Origin of the sequence: Streptomyces boluensis, assembly GCF_009908195.1 — a bacterium.
GTDB classification, from domain to species: Bacteria; Actinomycetota; Actinomycetes; order Streptomycetales; family Streptomycetaceae; genus Streptomyces; species Streptomyces boluensis.
In genome coordinates this window covers 1-14,432 of the sequence record NZ_JAAAHS010000185.1, presented here as the reverse complement: position 1 = coordinate 14,432, position 14,432 = coordinate 1, and the positions used below count along the sequence as shown (strand labels likewise).

At 71.5% G+C, this 14,432-nt stretch carries 12 protein-coding genes and 1 pseudogene; 6 read left to right on the top strand and 7 right to left on the bottom strand.

The window, feature by feature from the left end:
- A pseudogene (locus tag GUY60_RS22075) lies at positions 1–203 on the bottom strand (hypothetical protein); the annotation flags it as partial.
- Between the two features lie 118 nt (positions 204–321).
- On the opposite strand from GUY60_RS22075, the gene GUY60_RS22070 reads away from it, so the two are divergent.
- From GUY60_RS22070 to dapD, 3 genes are read left to right on the top strand one after another with little or no spacing between them, the layout of a single operon-like run.
- Positions 322–642 carry a DMT family transporter gene (locus tag GUY60_RS22070; RefSeq protein WP_161700507.1) on the top strand — a complete coding sequence of 107 codons (321 nt, stop codon included), beginning with the start codon at positions 322–324 and terminating at the stop codon, positions 640–642.
- Positions 642–1,226, top strand: a complete 585-nt coding sequence (locus GUY60_RS22065) for a TetR/AcrR family transcriptional regulator (protein ID WP_161700505.1) — start codon at positions 642–644, stop codon at positions 1,224–1,226. The genes GUY60_RS22070 and GUY60_RS22065 overlap by 1 nt, the downstream gene beginning before the upstream one ends.
- A 44-nt stretch (positions 1,227–1,270) precedes the next feature.
- Positions 1,271–2,254 carry a 2,3,4,5-tetrahydropyridine-2,6-dicarboxylate N-succinyltransferase gene (gene dapD / locus GUY60_RS22060; protein WP_161700503.1) on the top strand — a complete coding sequence of 328 codons (984 nt, stop codon included), beginning with the start codon at positions 1,271–1,273 and terminating at the stop codon, positions 2,252–2,254.
- A 134-nt stretch (positions 2,255–2,388) separates the two neighbouring features.
- Here the strand turns inward: dapD and dapA are convergent, their stop codons facing one another.
- Positions 2,389–3,288: a 4-hydroxy-tetrahydrodipicolinate synthase gene (gene dapA, locus GUY60_RS22055; protein ID WP_161700501.1), complete on the bottom strand. Its 900-nt coding sequence runs from the start codon at positions 3,286–3,288 to the stop codon at positions 2,389–2,391.
- Positions 3,289–3,415: 127 nt separating this feature from the next.
- Entirely contained in the window at positions 3,416–5,263 is a 1,848-nt protein-coding gene (locus GUY60_RS22050; protein ID WP_246235432.1) for a DUF8508 domain-containing protein, read from the bottom strand.
- Positions 5,264–5,486: 223 nt separating this feature from the next.
- On the opposite strand from GUY60_RS22050, the gene GUY60_RS22045 reads away from it, so the two are divergent.
- Complete coding sequence (locus tag GUY60_RS22045) at positions 5,487–6,947, top strand: hypothetical protein (protein ID WP_161700499.1); 1,461 nt, start codon at positions 5,487–5,489, stop codon at positions 6,945–6,947.
- 72 nt (positions 6,948–7,019) lie between these two features.
- Here the strand turns inward: GUY60_RS22045 and GUY60_RS22040 are convergent, their stop codons facing one another.
- On the bottom strand, positions 7,020–7,790 hold the full coding sequence (locus GUY60_RS22040) for an SDR family NAD(P)-dependent oxidoreductase (RefSeq protein ID WP_161700497.1): 771 nt from the start codon (positions 7,788–7,790) through the stop codon (positions 7,020–7,022).
- A gap of 113 nt (positions 7,791–7,903) precedes the next feature.
- On the opposite strand from GUY60_RS22040, the gene GUY60_RS22035 reads away from it, so the two are divergent.
- Positions 7,904–9,382: an alkaline phosphatase PhoX gene (locus tag GUY60_RS22035; RefSeq protein ID WP_161700495.1), complete on the top strand. Its 1,479-nt coding sequence runs from the start codon at positions 7,904–7,906 to the stop codon at positions 9,380–9,382.
- Positions 9,383–9,750: 368 nt separating this feature from the next.
- Positions 9,751–11,331, top strand: coding sequence for a TROVE domain-containing protein (locus GUY60_RS22030; RefSeq protein WP_161700493.1), 1,581 nt, complete (start codon positions 9,751–9,753; stop codon positions 11,329–11,331).
- An 80-nt stretch (positions 11,332–11,411) separates the two neighbouring features.
- Here GUY60_RS22030 and GUY60_RS22025 read toward each other — a convergent pair whose 3' ends face one another.
- The 3 genes from GUY60_RS22025 to GUY60_RS22015 form a co-directional block, all read right to left on the bottom strand.
- The gene (locus GUY60_RS22025; RefSeq protein WP_161700491.1) at positions 11,412–12,368 is read right to left on the bottom strand and encodes a DUF4073 domain-containing protein; all 957 of its coding nucleotides are present in this window, start codon (positions 12,366–12,368) and stop codon (positions 11,412–11,414) included.
- Positions 12,369–12,483: 115 nt separating this feature from the next.
- Positions 12,484–13,689 (bottom strand): hypothetical protein, encoded by a 1,206-nt coding sequence (locus GUY60_RS22020; RefSeq protein ID WP_161700489.1) that lies wholly within the window; start codon positions 13,687–13,689, stop codon positions 12,484–12,486.
- Between the two features lie 157 nt (positions 13,690–13,846).
- A partial coding sequence (locus tag GUY60_RS22015; RefSeq protein ID WP_161700487.1) for a TerD family protein occupies positions 13,847–14,432 on the bottom strand: 586 nt, incomplete at its 5' end.

The following is a 14,432-nucleotide window of genomic DNA, read 5'->3' as shown; positions in this document are numbered from 1 at the left end:
GGGTGCGGGGCCGGGCCGGGCGGCGCGGTTTCCTGCGGTGCGGCGTCCTGCGGTGTGGTGTCCTCGGGCGCTGTGTCCTTCGGTGCGTCCTGTGGTGCGGTCTCGTGGGACGCGGGTTCCTGCCGGTCTGTGTCGTCCGGTCGTCCGGTGTCGTCGGGTCCGTCCATGCCCTCGGACCCGCCCCGCCCCTTGTCGTTCGCCATCGTGCTCGCTCCTGTGTCGATTCCCCCTCGGGCCGGGCAACGGTAGCCCGTCGGGGCGTCACCGTGCGGATCGCGGTGCTGTGTACGCCCGTACACAGCCATGTGTACGCTGGTACACATGGGATACGGACTGCTGGCCGCGGCGATCGCGGCGGAGGTGGCCGGGACGACGGCCATGAAGTACAGCGAGGGGTTCACCCGGCTCTGGCCCTCGATCGCCACGGTCGCCGGATATCTCCTCGCCTTCACCCTGCTCGCGCAGACCCTCAAGACCATGCAGGTCGGCACCGCGTACGCGATCTGGGCGGGCGTCGGCACCGCCGCCGTCGCGGTCATCGGCATGCTCTTCCTCGGTGAGGGCGTCGGCCTCGCCAAGCTCGCCGGGATCGCGCTCGTCATCGCCGGTGTCGTCCTGCTCAACCTCGGCGGGGCGCACTGATGGCGGCGCGGCGGTACGACCCCGAGCGGCGCCAGCGGATCATCGACGCCGCGATCCGGGTGGTCGGCGCGAAAGGCATCGCGGGCCTCAGCCACCGCTCCGTCGCCGCCGAGGCCGATGTGCCGCTCGGCTCGACCACGTACCACTTCAAGACCCTCGACGACCTGATGGTGGCCGCCCTGCGGCAGACCAACGAGGGCTTCGCGAAGGTCGTACGGGAGCACGGCGGCGCCCTCGCCGACCCCGGTGCCGACCTCGCCGCCGAGCTGGCCCGCCTCACCGGCGAGTGGCTCGACGGCGACCGCCCCGGTGTGGAGCTGGAGTACGAGCTCTACCTCGCGGCGCTGCGCCGCCCCGCGCTCCGGCCGGTCGCCGCCGAGTGGTGCGACGAGGTCACCGAACTCATCGCCCGCCGCACCGACCACGTCACGGCCCGCGCGACCGCGGCCCTGATCGACGGCATCTGTCTGCAGGTGCTGCTCACCGGTGGTGCCTACGACGAGGCGTACGCGCACGAGGTCCTCGCCCGGGTCATCGACGGCCCGGCCGGGGCAGGGGACGCGCGGCGCGCGACCGGACGGTGAGACCGGTTCGCCTCGGCGGGGGCGCGCCGGTTAGGTTTCCTGTCATGACCGACACGACTTCCCGCACCACCGGCGCCGTCGCCGCCGGCCTCGCCACCCTCACCGCCGACGGCACCGTTCTCGACACCTGGTTCCCCGCCCCCGAGCTCTCCGCCGAGCCCGGCCCCGCCGGAACCGAGAAGCTCAGCGCCGAGCGCGCCGTCGAACTGCTCGGCGAGGGCGCCGCCAAGGCCATCGGCAAGGACGCCCGCCGCGGCGTCGAGACCGTCGCCGTCCGTACGGTCATCGCGTCGCTGGACGACAAGCCGCTCGACGCGCACGACGCGTACCTGCGCCTGCACCTGCTCAGCCACCGCCTGGTCCAGCCGCACGGCCAGAACCTGGACGGGCTGTTCGGGCTGCTCTCCAACAACGCCTGGACCTCGCTCGGGCCGGTCGCCGTGGACGACCTGGAGAAGGTCCGGCTCAACGCCCGCGCGGAGGGCCTGCACCTCTCCGTGACCTCGGTCGACAAGTTCCCGCGCATGACGGACTACGTCGCGCCCGCGGGTGTGCGTATCGCCGACGCCGACCGGGTCCGCCTGGGCGCGCACCTCGCGGCGGGCACCACCGTCATGCACGAGGGCTTCGTCAACTTCAACGCCGGCACGCTCGGTACGTCGATGATCGAGGGCCGCATCTCCGCGGGCGTCGTCATCGGTGACGGCTCCGACATCGGCGGCGGCGCGTCCACGATGGGCACGCTGTCGGGTGGCGGCAACGTCCGCATCACCATCGGTCAGCGCTGCCTCGTCGGTGCGGAGGCTGGTGTCGGTATCGCGCTCGGCGACGAGTGCGTGGTCGAGGCCGGGCTGTACGTGACCGCCGGTACGCGCGTGACGATGCCCGACGGGCAGATCGTGAAGGCTCGCGAGCTTTCCGGTGCGTCGAACATTCTGTTCCGGCGGAACTCCGTCACCGGTGCGGTTGAGGCTCGGCCCAACAATGCTGTGTGGGGTGGGCTGAACGAGGTTCTGCACTCCAACTGAGGGTGTTTTTGGGGCGACTTGCGGTTTCCGTTGGCTCGGTTGCCGTAAGTCGCCCTTCGGGCTCGTCCTCAAACGCCGGACGGGCTGGACTTGGTTCGGCCTCTAGTGCCGGACGGGCTGAATTTGGGTCGGCCTCAAGCCCTCGACAGGCTGGATTCGGTGATTGCCTCGTACGCCGTCACCAGCCGTCCCACCATCTCCGCCCCCGCCGCCCGCAGCGGTGCCCGTACCGGGCCCGACGGGAGGTTCAGCGCTCCGAGCAGGGCCTTGGCCGTGACCGTGCCGGGTAGGCCGTTCGCCATCATCAGGTCGATCAGGGGCAGCGCCAGGCGTTGCAGCAGGGCCGCGCCCGCTGTGTCGCCCGCGTCGAACGCGTCGAGGATCGCGCGGAGTTCGGCCGGTACGGCGTTGGCGACCGTGCTGATGTAGCCCGCCCCGCCGACCGCGTACAGCGGCAGGATGTACTCCTCGCAGCCCGTGTAGTACGCCAGCTCCGTGCGGGCCAGCACCTTCTGCGTGCCGAGCACGTCGTACGCGCAGTCCTTCACGCCGACGATCCGCGGGTGCCCGGCGAGCCGCACCATCGTGTCCGGTTCGATGCGGGTGCCGGTGCGGCCCGGGATGTCGTAAAGCAGCACCGGGAGGCCCGTGGCGTCCGCGACCGTACGGAAGTGCTCCTCGATCGCGTCCTGCGGCGGTCTGCTGTAGTACGGGGTCACCACCAACAGGCCGTCCGCGCCCGCCCGTTCGGCCTGGCGGGCCAGCTCGCCGGTGTGTGCCGTGTCCGCGCTGCCGACGCCCGCCAGCACCGCGGCCCGGTCGCCGACGGCCTCCTTGACGGCGCGGATCAGGGTGGACTTCTCGGCGTCACTCGTGGTCGGGGACTCGCCGGTGGTGCCGGACAGGACGAGGCCGTCGCAGCCGCCGTCGACCAGGTGCGCCGCCAACCGCTGCGCGCCGTCCGGGTCGAGGGCGCCGGCGGCGTCGAAGGGCGTGATCATCGCGCCGAGGGCGCGGCCGAAGGGTGAGGTCATGCGTGCAGTCTCGGCACCCGGTAGGCGGGACTCCACTTAATTCTGCTTCAGGGTGGGGGTAAGCGTCGCTACATCCACGACGGGTGCCGGGGCGCCCTCGGCGGGAGAGGGCACCCCGGCACGACGCTCACGGCTTGAAGCGCAGCACCTGCGGGTCGTGGTCGCTGTTCTGCTGGGCGAACTCCGCGTTGATGTGCACGCTGTCGTACGCGAAGTCGCCGATCCCCGGGCTCGTCAGGATCTGGTCGAGCACCTGGGAGTTGCCCTGGTACACGTACGAGTAACGCTCCGCGCGCGGCAGGGACTTGACCGCCGCCGTGAGGGCGCCGCCGTCCGTGAGGGCCTTCGTCGTGTCCGAGAACTCAAAGTCGTTGATGTCGCCCAGGACCACCACATCCGCGTTCTGCTGCGCCTTCAACGCCTTCTTCACGAAGGCGTTGACCGACGCGGCCTGCGCGTGGCGCTGCTTCTCCGACGAGCGGTTCGGCGGCTGGTGGTGGGAGACCAGCGACTCGTCGCCGCCCTTCGAACCGAAGTGGTTGGCGATCACGAACACGGTCCGGCCGCGGAAGGTGAACTCGCCCGCCAGCGGCTTACGGCTGTTCTCCCACGCCGCCGCGCCCGGATCGATCCGGCCGGGGGAGTGGGTGAGCGCCGCGCGGCCCTCGGTACGCACCACGTCCGTGGCCGTCGTCGCGTCGCCGCCCGGCCGGTCCTTGAACGCGACCCGCTCCGGGTTGAAGAGGAACACCTGCCGGATGTTGCCGCCCGGCTCGCCGCCGTCCTTCTTGTCCTCGGGCTCGATCGAGCGCCACTCGTAGGCCGGGCCGCCCGCCTTCGCGATCGCCGCCGTGAACTTCTTCAGCGTCTCCTCGGCGGACACCGTGCCGTCGTCCGTAGCGCCGTTGTCGTCCTGGATCTCCTCCAGGGCGAGTACGTCCGGGCTCGCCAGGTTGGTGACGACGGCCTGCGCGAGCGCGTCGAACTTCTCCTGCGGGTCCTTCGGGTCCAGGTTCTCCACGTTGTACGTGGCGACCGCCAGCTCGTCCGCGCCCTGCGCGCGGGTCTTCTCGCGCGCCAGGTCCTTGTTCGTGAGCGTGCCGAGCGTGCGCGCCGCCAGCGTGTACCCGCCGAACTGGTTGAAGTCCAGGGGCCCTTCGGTCGTCCCGGAGAGCACGTCACCGACATCCGCCTTCGGGAACGGCTCCTCGGCGACCGGGGCGAGCGACTGGATCTGCAGCCGCCCGGTGTTCTGCGCCTCGTACGAGCCGTACACCGTGCCGCCGCGCTTACTGCGGTTCTCGTCCGGCTTCACCGTGACCCACAGCTCGTGGTACGGGTCCGTCGCGCCGACCACCCGCGAGTCGCCGACCGAGACGTTCATGCCCTCAAGCGACTCGTAGAAGTCCAGGGCGTACGCCTCCGGTTCGAGGGCCAGCTTGTTGACGCTGCCGCCGTCCGCCGCGTCGCCCTTCGGGGTGTACGCCGACGGCACCGCGTCCGCGTCGATCCGCTGCGGCTTCGGCACCGCGCCGCCCGACGACTCCACGGTCACCGTCGGCTTCGTGATCTGGGTGACCGACTGGTTGCCGGACTCCGCGCCGCCCGGCACGTACTCGGTGACGGTGCCCGAAACCCGTACCGTGTCACCCGCCTTGACGGTCGGGTCCGTCGAGCCGGTGTGGACGAAGACGCCCTCGCTGGTCGCCGGGTCGTCGTCGGGCGCGGTGTCCTGGATCCAGAAGCCGCGCGCACCGTAGGAACGCACCCCGGTCACGGTGCCCGGCACGTCCTTCACCTGCTCACCGGCGAGCGGGGACAGTCGCGTACCGCCCTGCACGTCGTGCACACGGACCTCGGCGGCGGAGGCGGTCGACGTGCTCGCGACCGTGATCAGACCGGCCGCGAGCGCGGTGCTCAGCACGGCGGCGACGGCGGCGGACCTGCGGGACATGTGCGGTGGCATCGGTGCCATCGGTGGACTCCAGAGGGTGGTGGGGACCAGGTCATGTCCGAAATTCCTCATGGCCACGACCCGGCACAGGCTCTACGCGCGTCAATCTCTTGTGTGGCCAAGGGAGTTGTCAAGGCTCGGTCCGTGTACGCCCGCCGAAGGGGCCATGAACCGGGCGGCTCGGGACGAAATCCGTCTACGCTGGGGGGCTGCCGAAACCTGACCGTCCTAGGAGAGCCACTCCATGTCCGAAGAGCGCCCCACCCTGCCGCCGGTACGGCTGAACTCCGAGGCGGAACTCGCACGGGACGCGCTCGCCGTTCCTCTGCTCGCCCGCGCCGTGCGGCTCGCCCGCTGGGCGGGGCCGGACACCCGGGTCGGCGCGGGCGGTGAACTCGTCGAAGCCCAGCTGCCCGCGGCCACCGCACTCCTCGGGTACGCCCCCGACGACGAGGACGGCCCCGGATACGCCGCCGAGGCCTGGCGGGTCGCCGTCGACACCGGCCTCGTGGAACTCACCGAGGAAGCCGACGTCACCGACGACGCCGACGCCGAGGGCACTGTGACCCAGGGCGAGGACCTGGCCCTGCTCACCGCCGGTTCCCCGCAGGACGTGCTCGGCATCTGGCTCGGCGCCCTCGACACGGTCCTCGCCGACGCGGCCGTACCCGACCTGGACGACCTCGTGGACGCCCTGCAGGAGGGCGGCGAGATCGACCTCGAAAGCCTCGGCTGGGACCCGGAGCGCGAGTCCGAGTTCCTGGAGGGCGTCCTCGGCAACCTCTACCTCCTCACCGTCAGCGAGGAGACCGACGCCGACACCCCCGTGCCGCTGCCCGCGCTCGCCGCGTCCATGATCGTGCCGGACGACATGGACGAGCCCACCGACGACGTCCTGGAGCAGGTCTCGGACGCGATGATGCGGCTCGACGACCAGTTCCGGCTGCTCGAACCGGTCGGACTCGTCGAGTACAGCCCCGTCGACGAGGCGCTGATGGCCGAGGCGGGCGAGGAGCCCGCCGAGCTCTCCCCCGAGGAGGAGGACATCAGCCGGTACGGCCTCGTCCGGCTCACCCCTCTCGGCCTGTACGGCGTACGCGCCCGCATGCTGGACGCCGGCCTTGACGCGCCCGTCGTGGGTGAGCTCGCGGACAAGGGTGCCGATCTGCTCCTGGCCGCCACCGCCGACTTCCCCGACGGGGCCGCCCGCGCCGAGACCGCGCTGTGGCTGGAGCGGCGGCAACCGCTGCCCGCCGCACGGGAGTTGCTGGCCGCGGCCCGTGGTGAGGACGAGGACGCGCCGCTGCGCCGGCTCCGCTGCCAGCAGGCCCTGTCCCTGGTCGGCGGCGAGGCCGAGCCCGCCCTGCGGGAGGTGCTCGACGACGCGGAGCTCGGCGGTCTCGCCCGTGTCTGGCTGGCCGAGCGCGGCGCGGCCGACGTGCCGCCGCCGTCCGAGGCGATGGTGTACTGGCTGACCATCGACACTGTCGCCGCGCAGCTTGCCGCCGAGGGCAACTCCGACGAACTCCAGGGCCTCGTCGAGGGGTTGGCCCAGCAGCACGGCGGGTTCTTCGACTCGGCCTGGCGCGTCGACCATCCCGCGACGGCGGACGTGCTTGAGGCGATGGGGCGGTTGCATCCTGACAAGAGGGTGGCCAAGGAGGCTCGGAAGGCTGCGTTCAAGGCGAGGTCTGCGGGGCGGTAGTCCTTCACTGTCGTGGGCAATCGTTCCGCTGGGCGGAACGCCTGCCCACAACGGGGGGCGGAGTAGAACCGCTCAACTCCTCAAGTGCGAAGCCCCGTTGAGGTCCAGCACCGTGCCCGAGGCCCACTCCGCCTCCGGGGAAGCCAGCCAGCGGACCGCCGCCGCGATCTCGTCCGCGTCCGCGACCCGGCCGAACGGCGACTGCGCGCGGATCGCCTCGCCCTCCGCCCCTTCGAGGCGTGCCGCGACCCGCTCCGTCTCGAAGAAGCCGGGTGCCACCGACGCTACCCCGATCCCGTACGGGCCGAGCGACACCGCGAGCGACTGGCCGAGCGCGTGCACGGCCGCCTTCGTCGCCCCGTACGCCGGGTGGTCCGGCTCGCCGCGGAACGCGCCGCGTGAGCCGATGTTGACGATCCGGCCGCCGGTGCCCTGGTCGATCATGCGGCGCCCCGCGAGATGGCTCAGGTTCGCCGTGGCCAGCAGGTTCACGGCGACGTGCTGCTGCCACTGAGCGGCCCACTCCGCGTACGGCGTCTCCGGCAGCGGATGGCGCACGTTGACCGCCGCGTTGTTGACCAGCACGTCCACGCCGCCGCCGAGCCCGGCGAAGGCCTCGTCGGCGACCCGCGCCGCGCCCGCCGCGTCAGAGATGTCACCCCCGACCAGGACATGGCCGCCGCCGTCCAGGGACGCGAGCGTCGACTCGGCTTCCGTACGGCGGGAGTTGTAGTGCACCGCGACCCGGTCGCCGTTCGCGGCGAAGGCGCGGGCGACGGCACGGCCCAGGCCGCGGGAGGCTCCGGAGACGAGGACACGGCGGTCGGTGGCAGGCAGGTTCATCGAAGCGGCACTCCAGAGGTCGGACGGTGTTCAACCGCCGTTTATACGCGGCGGCGACCGTGAGCCCCGCACCCAACCCACCGGCAGGCCGGATTACCGCTTCAGGAGAGACGATGCCGCTCACCCGCAGGGAATTCACCAGACGCTCCGCCGTCGTCGGAGCGGGGGTCGCCGTCGTCGGCACCGCCGGAGTGCTCGCCACCACCGACGGTGCCCTCGCCACCCAGGACGTCACCTCCGCCGACGGCGCCGAGCAGACCGACGGACCCGGCTACGGGCCGCTCGTCGAGGACCCCGAGGGCATCCTCGCCCTGCCCGCCGGGTTCACGTACCGGATCATCACCCGCACCGGCGAGACCCGGCTGGAGACCGGCGAGTCCACGCCCTCCAACCACGACGGCACCGCCACCTTCGAAGGCCCCCGCGGTACCACCCTGCTCGTCAACAACCACGAGCTGAAGGGCCCGCGCGCCGACTGGGACCACCCCGTACCGCTCACCGACGGGCTCGTCTACGACCCGGCCGCGGCCGGCGGCTGCACCGTCGTCGAGGTACGCCCCGGCGGCGAGGTCGCCGAGTGGGTCGGCATCGCCGGTACGTCCACCAACTGCGCGGGCGGACGCACCCGTTGGGGCACCTGGCTGACCTGCGAGGAGAACTCCGACCGGGCCGGCGAGAACGGCATGACCAAGGACCACGGCTATGTCTTCGAGGTCGACCCCCTCGACCGGCGCGCCAACCGCGACCCCGTGCCGCTGAAGTTCTTCGGCCGCTACGACCACGAGGCCGTCGTCGTCGACCCCAAGCGCGGCGACGCCTACCTCACCGAGGACGACTCCGAGCCCAACGGCCTCCTCTACCGCTGGGTGCCGCCGAAGGGTTTCGAGCACGGCCGGGGCAAGCTCCGCGCGCTCGCCGAGGAGCAGGGGGCCGACGCCGGAGTGCTGCAGGCGCCCAAGTGCTACGACTCGGGCGGCCGGTTCGTGGACGACCTGTCCCGCGCCACCAAGATCGGCACCGTGTACGGCGTGGACTGGGCCGACGTGCCCGACCGCGACGCCCGCACCACCCCGGTGCGCGAGCAGTTCGGCCCCGACGAGGCCACCCGCGCCCGCAAGCTGGAGGGCATGTGGTGGGCGGACGGCGGCGCGTACCTCGTCTCCTCGTACGCCCGCGACGAGAGCCCCGGCAAGCCGCACGACGGCCAGGTCTGGTTCTACGACCCGAGCCGCCGGACCCTCACCCTGAAGGTGCTCCTCGGCGTCAACCCGGACCCGTCGAAGGACGGCGCGTTCGACGGCCCGGACAACATCACGGTGTCGCCGTACGGCGGGTTGATCATCGCGGAAGACGGAGAAGGCAAGCAGCATCTCTTCGGTGCCACCGACAGCGGCCGTACGTACCCGATCGCCCGCAACGACCTGGCTGTGACATCAGCCGCTGACGCGGCGGGCGGCACCGAAGCGGAGCCGGAGTTCAGTGAGTTCACGGGTGTGGTGTTCTCGCCCGACGGGAGCACCCTGTTCGCCAACATCCAGGAGCCCGGCATCATGCTGGCCATCACGGGGCCCTGGAAGCGGCAGTCGCGCTGAGTCGCGCTGAGTCCCGCGCGGCCCGGTGAAAAACCCTTGGCGCCCCGACTCCCCGTACTCGTAAGGTAATTCTTGCTGAACGCACCTCCCGGTGCGCAGGCAGCGGCTACTTCCTTTCAAGAATCGATGCCGCAGCCGTCTTTGAACTCGGGAGGCCAAGGCACTGGTGAGCCCGGTGCGCAGGCAACGGTTACTTCATTTGATCGAAGGGTTGCGGGTTCGAGTCCCGTCATCGGCTCCCGGCCGGTGTAGCTCAATGGGTAGAGCATTCGGAAAAGTCCGTCGCCGATCCAGATCTCGGGCTCCGCCGTGCACTGCGCCTCCCCTGCAGCACAGCATTCGTACACAGTGAATTCGGGGGAATTCTCATGGCGCGTTTCAACACTCGTGGCGCAGGACCGCACGGCACCTCGCGCGTGACGTCGACCGGCCGCATGCTCCGCACCCACGAGGGCGGCCGCGGCACCGAGCGCGACGCACGCTCCGAACTCTTCCTGCTGTCGATCGCCAACTTCGTGGCCCAGCAGACCTTCTACGAGGACGGCACCGCCCGCGACGACCGCTTCGCGCGGCTGGTGCGCCGGCTCGCCGTCGAGGACCCGGAGTGGACCGCTGGCCTGCTCGCCTGGCTGCGCGGCGAGGGCAACATGCGCACCGCGGCCCTCGTCGGCGCCGCCGAGTACGTCAAGGCCCGCCTGGACGCCGGGGCCACCGACGGCCCGTCGAACCGGCAGGTCATCGCCTCCGTCCTGCGCCGCCCCGACGAGCCCGGCGAGCTGCTCGGCTACTGGACCGCGACGTACGGCCGGGCCCTCCCGAAGCCCGTCAAGCGGGGCGTCGCGGACGCGGTACGGCGGCTCTACCACGGCAAGTCCCTGCTGAAGTACGACACTTCGAGCAAGGGCTACCGCTTCGGCGACATCCTCAACCTCGTGCACGCGGCGCCCGACCCGGACAAGCCGTGGCAGGGCGAGCTGTTCCGGTACGCGCTCGACCGGCGGCACAACCCGGACACGGCCGTGCCGCCGGACGCGGTGCCGGTGCTCGCCGCGCACCGCGCCCTGATGGAGCTCCCGGTCGCCGAGCGGCGCGCTGTGGTCACCGCGCCCGACGGGCCCGAGCGGCTCGCCGCGGCCGGGATCACCTGGGAAGCCCTCGCGGGCTGGCTGCAGGGTCCGATGGACAAGGCCGCCTGGGAGGCCGTGATCCCGTCCATGGGTGCCATGGCGCTCGTACGGAACCTTCGGAACTTCGACGAGGCCGGGGTCTCGGACAAGGTGGCGCGGCGGGTCGCGGCGAAGATCTCGGACCCGGCGGAGGTGGCGCGGTCGCGGCAGTTCCCCTTCCGGTACCTCGCCGCGTACCAGCACGCGCCGTCGCTGCGCTGGGCGTACCCGCTGGAGCAGGCGCTCGGGCACTCGCTTGCCAACGTGCCCGCGCTGCCCGGCCGGACGCTGATCCTGGTCGACCGGTCCGGCTCGATGTGGGACCGGCTCTCGGAGCGCTCGGAGCTCAACCGGGCCGACGCCGCGGCGATCTTCGGTTCGGCGCTCGCGCTGCGGGCCGAGTCCGCGGAGCTGGTGCAGTTCGGCACCACCAGCTCCTCGCTGACCTGCCGGCCGGGCGAGTCGGTGCTCAAGGTCCTGGAGCGGTTCGGGAGCCTCGGCGGCACCGACACGACCAAGGCGGTGCGGCGCTTCTACCGGGGCCACGACCGGGTGCTGATCGTGACGGACGAGCAGTACACGTACCACGCGCAGGGCGACCCGACCGAGCAGATCCCGGCGGACGTGCCCGTCTACACCTGGAACCTCGCGGGGTACCGGGCGGGCCACGGCGCGTCGGGCGGGCCCAACCGGCATGTGTTCGGGGGGCTTTCGGACGCGGCTTTCCGTATGGTTCCGCTGCTTGAGCGGGGCCGGGACGCGGACTGGCCGTGGGTTGCCTGAGCGTCGCTTCGCGCGTCACCCGGTAGGACACGGGCCCGCCCGCACGGGGGTGGGGCGGGCCCGTATCACGGTCTTCTGTTTCAGAGGGCGAGGCTGCGGATCAGCTTGTTCCTGCGGAAGTCCCGTGACTCGACGGTGAGTTGGCCGTCGGCGCCGACCAGGACCCGCAGGCCCTGGGACTCGGCGCCGGAGAGGGACTCCTCGCCGCCGTTGCCGTCCGGGCCGAACATGGTCTGGATGAACCCGGTGTTGATCACCGTGAACCCGGCCGGGTCGCCGCCCTCGACGACCTTCTTCGCGGCCCAGTCGTCGCGGTTCAGGTCCCAGTGCGTGTGGCCGGAGAAGAACACCACGTTGGGGTGGCGGCCGAGGATGGTCAGCAGGTCGGTCTCGTCGACGAAGTCCTGGTCGTAGAAGCGGGCCGCGTCCGCCCCCGTGGTGCCCGACACGGTGCCCGGCAGCACGTGGTGGCTGAAGACCAGGACGTGCGGCTGGTCCTTGAGCTCCGTCAACGCGCCGTCGAGCCAGCTCAGTTGGGAGGCGCCGAGGGTCACGAAGGGCGGGCTCGTGCCGTTCTTCGCGGGGGCGGTGGTGCCGATGAAGAGGAGCGGCAGGCCCGCCGCGGTGGTCCGTGAGTACACCTCCGGCATGCCGGTGTACTGCAGGAAGCGCTTGACCTGGGCGTCGAAGGGGTCGGCGTTGTACTGCTCGTGGTTGCCGAGCGCGGCCAGGACCCGCTCGGGGTGGCTGTGGTCGGCGAGCGTGCCGTACAGGTCCTCGTACTGCTGCACCGTGCCCTGCGCGACCAGGTCGCCGGCGATCACCAGGGCGTCGGAACGGCCGAGCGAGGCGAGGTTGTCCAGGGCCCGGCCGAGGTCGGCGAGGTCGCCCTGCACGTCGCTGATCACGTCGAGGGACGCGGCCGCCGCGGGCCGTGGCCGGGCGGCGGCCTGGGTGGCGGTGAGACCGCCGAGCGGGACGGTGGCGAGGGCGAGGCCGCCCGCCGTGAGGATGCTTCTCCGGGTGGGGGGAGTCATGGGCGGCAAGCTAACCGGCCCTGGGCGACGCGTCGTTGGACGGAACGTGACGGGTTGTTGGACTCATGACGGCGCGGCCCGGAGCGGGGCGGAACGTGGTGTGGCGTGGTGTGGCTCAGTCGTCCGTGGCGCCCGCGAAGCGCGTCCAGTCGCGGCCGCCGTTCTTCGAGATCCAGAGTCCCTCGCCGTCGACGGTCAGGTGGGGGCGGATCTCGGCGTCGCGGCCCGCGACATCGGCCAGGCCGTAGAGGGTGTCGCCCTGCGCGGTCACCGAGCTGAACCGCACCGGATGCTTCACCTCGTGGAACGAGCGGTTGCCGGCGCTGTCGGCCAGCCAGGAACGTCCCTCGACGCCGATGAAGATCCGGCCGTCGGAGAACACGTCGAGCTCCGGTGTCACGTCCTCGCCGAAGTCCTTCAGCGGCAGTCGCGCGGAACTCTTCACGACCCGCCAGTGCTTGCCGCCGTCGGTGGTCACATGGAGCGCGGTGCGGGCCGCGCCGTCCTTCCCGCCTTCCGGGGCCCCGGTCAGCGCGACGACCGCGGTGCCCGCACCGGCGGCGAAGCCGACCTCGCCGCGGTACTCCGGCAGCCGGTAGGTGTGCCGCCGGCCGTCCGCCCACCACACGACCTTGTCCTCCGGCCGCGCGATCCCCCCGAAGCCGGGGCTCGACCAGGGGGTGCCCCGGTCGTCGACGGCGGCAAGGGGGGTGTCGCCCTTGGGCAGGCCGGCGATGGGCGCCAGGGTGCGGTCCGAGGGCCGGTACACCATGTCCGTGTAGTTGACGTACGACCCCTTGTCGAAGGTGGCGGTGGTGATCAGTACGTCTCCGCTCGCACTCGCCACCGGAGTGCGCTGCCTCTTCACGGCGTGCTTCTTGCCGCGGGTGTCGAGGAAGTAGACGTCCCGCTCGTCGTCGACGACGAAGCCGCCCTCGGTGCCGTAGAACGTGCCGAAGACTGTCTCGGTGTCCTGGTCGTCGCCGTCCTCGTCGGACTCGGCGTGCCGGGCGTACTCCGCGACCTTGGCGCCGCTCGGACTGTAGAGGCGCCAGGCGGCGGCGTAGACCCAACCGCCCCTGTCCCGCTCCGCCTTGGCCAGGTACCGCAGCAGCAGCGAGCCGTCATCGGCACGCGTGACCCGTTCCGGGGCGCCCGCGACCTCGACGACATCCGCGGCGCTCGGCTTCGGGTCGGCCGCGACCTCCTCGTAGCCTTTCTCCGGGCCGGTCAGGCCGTACGCGAGCCACGCGATCACGCCCACCGCCACGAGCGAGGCGGCTATCCAGACGGACTTGAAGCTGATGAGGCGAGATATCACTGCGCGACCTCTCAAGGCGGAACGGCGCCGGAGGCCGACACCCTAATACGCCGACTGCGGACCAATACGCCGACTGCGGACCGTGATCCGGACCCGGGCGATGCGTCAGGGCGGCCACGCGCCGCGTGACCGCCCTGACCCGTGGAGTGCTGCGGCGCTACAGTGCCTGCGCCGACGGCTTCACCATGCCGCGCACCGTACGGGACTTCACGAACTCGCCCAGGCCCGTCATCTCCCACTCGCCGGAGAACTGGCGGATCAGCTTGGCCATCATCACGCCGGTCTGCGCCTCGGCGCCGGTGAGGTCGAAGCGGACCAGCTCCTCGTCGGTGGCGGCGTCGATCAGGCGGCAGTAGGCCTTCGCGACCTCGGTGAACTTCTGGCCCGAGAACGAGTTGACCGTGAAGACCAGGCCCGAGACCTCCTGCGGCAGCCGGCCCAGGTCGACCACGATGACCTCGTCGTCCCCGCCGCCCTCACCGGTGAGGTTGTCACCGGAGTGCTTGATCGCGCCGTTGAGGATCGCGAGCTTGCCGAAGTAGCAGCTGTCGACGTGGTTGCGGCTCGGGCCGTACGCGATGACCGAGGCGTCCAGGTCGATGTCCTTGCCGCGGAACGCGGGCTCCCAGCCGAGGCCCATCTTGACCTGCGAGAGCAGCGGCTTGCCGCCCTTGACCAGGGACACCGTCTGGTTCTTCTGCAGGCTGACCCGGCCCTTGTCCAGGTTGATCTTACCCTGGCTC

Coding starts and splice junctions, on each gene's coding strand:
- GUY60_RS22070 (WP_161700507.1), top strand. CDS start 322: ATGGGATACGGACTGCTGGCCGCGGCGATCGCGGCGGAGGTGGCCGGG.
- GUY60_RS22065 (WP_161700505.1), top strand. CDS start 642: ATGGCGGCGCGGCGGTACGACCCCGAGCGGCGCCAGCGGATCATCGAC.
- dapD (WP_161700503.1), top strand. CDS start 1,271: ATGACCGACACGACTTCCCGCACCACCGGCGCCGTCGCCGCCGGCCTC.
- dapA (WP_161700501.1), bottom strand. CDS start 3,288: ATGACCTCACCCTTCGGCCGCGCCCTCGGCGCGATGATCACGCCCTTC.
- GUY60_RS22050 (WP_246235432.1), bottom strand. CDS start 5,263: ATGGCACCGATGCCACCGCACATGTCCCGCAGGTCCGCCGCCGTCGCC.
- GUY60_RS22045 (WP_161700499.1), top strand. CDS start 5,487: ATGTCCGAAGAGCGCCCCACCCTGCCGCCGGTACGGCTGAACTCCGAG.
- GUY60_RS22040 (WP_161700497.1), bottom strand. CDS start 7,790: ATGAACCTGCCTGCCACCGACCGCCGTGTCCTCGTCTCCGGAGCCTCC.
- GUY60_RS22035 (WP_161700495.1), top strand. CDS start 7,904: ATGCCGCTCACCCGCAGGGAATTCACCAGACGCTCCGCCGTCGTCGGA.
- GUY60_RS22030 (WP_161700493.1), top strand. CDS start 9,751: ATGGCGCGTTTCAACACTCGTGGCGCAGGACCGCACGGCACCTCGCGC.
- GUY60_RS22025 (WP_161700491.1), bottom strand. CDS start 12,368: ATGACTCCCCCCACCCGGAGAAGCATCCTCACGGCGGGCGGCCTCGCC.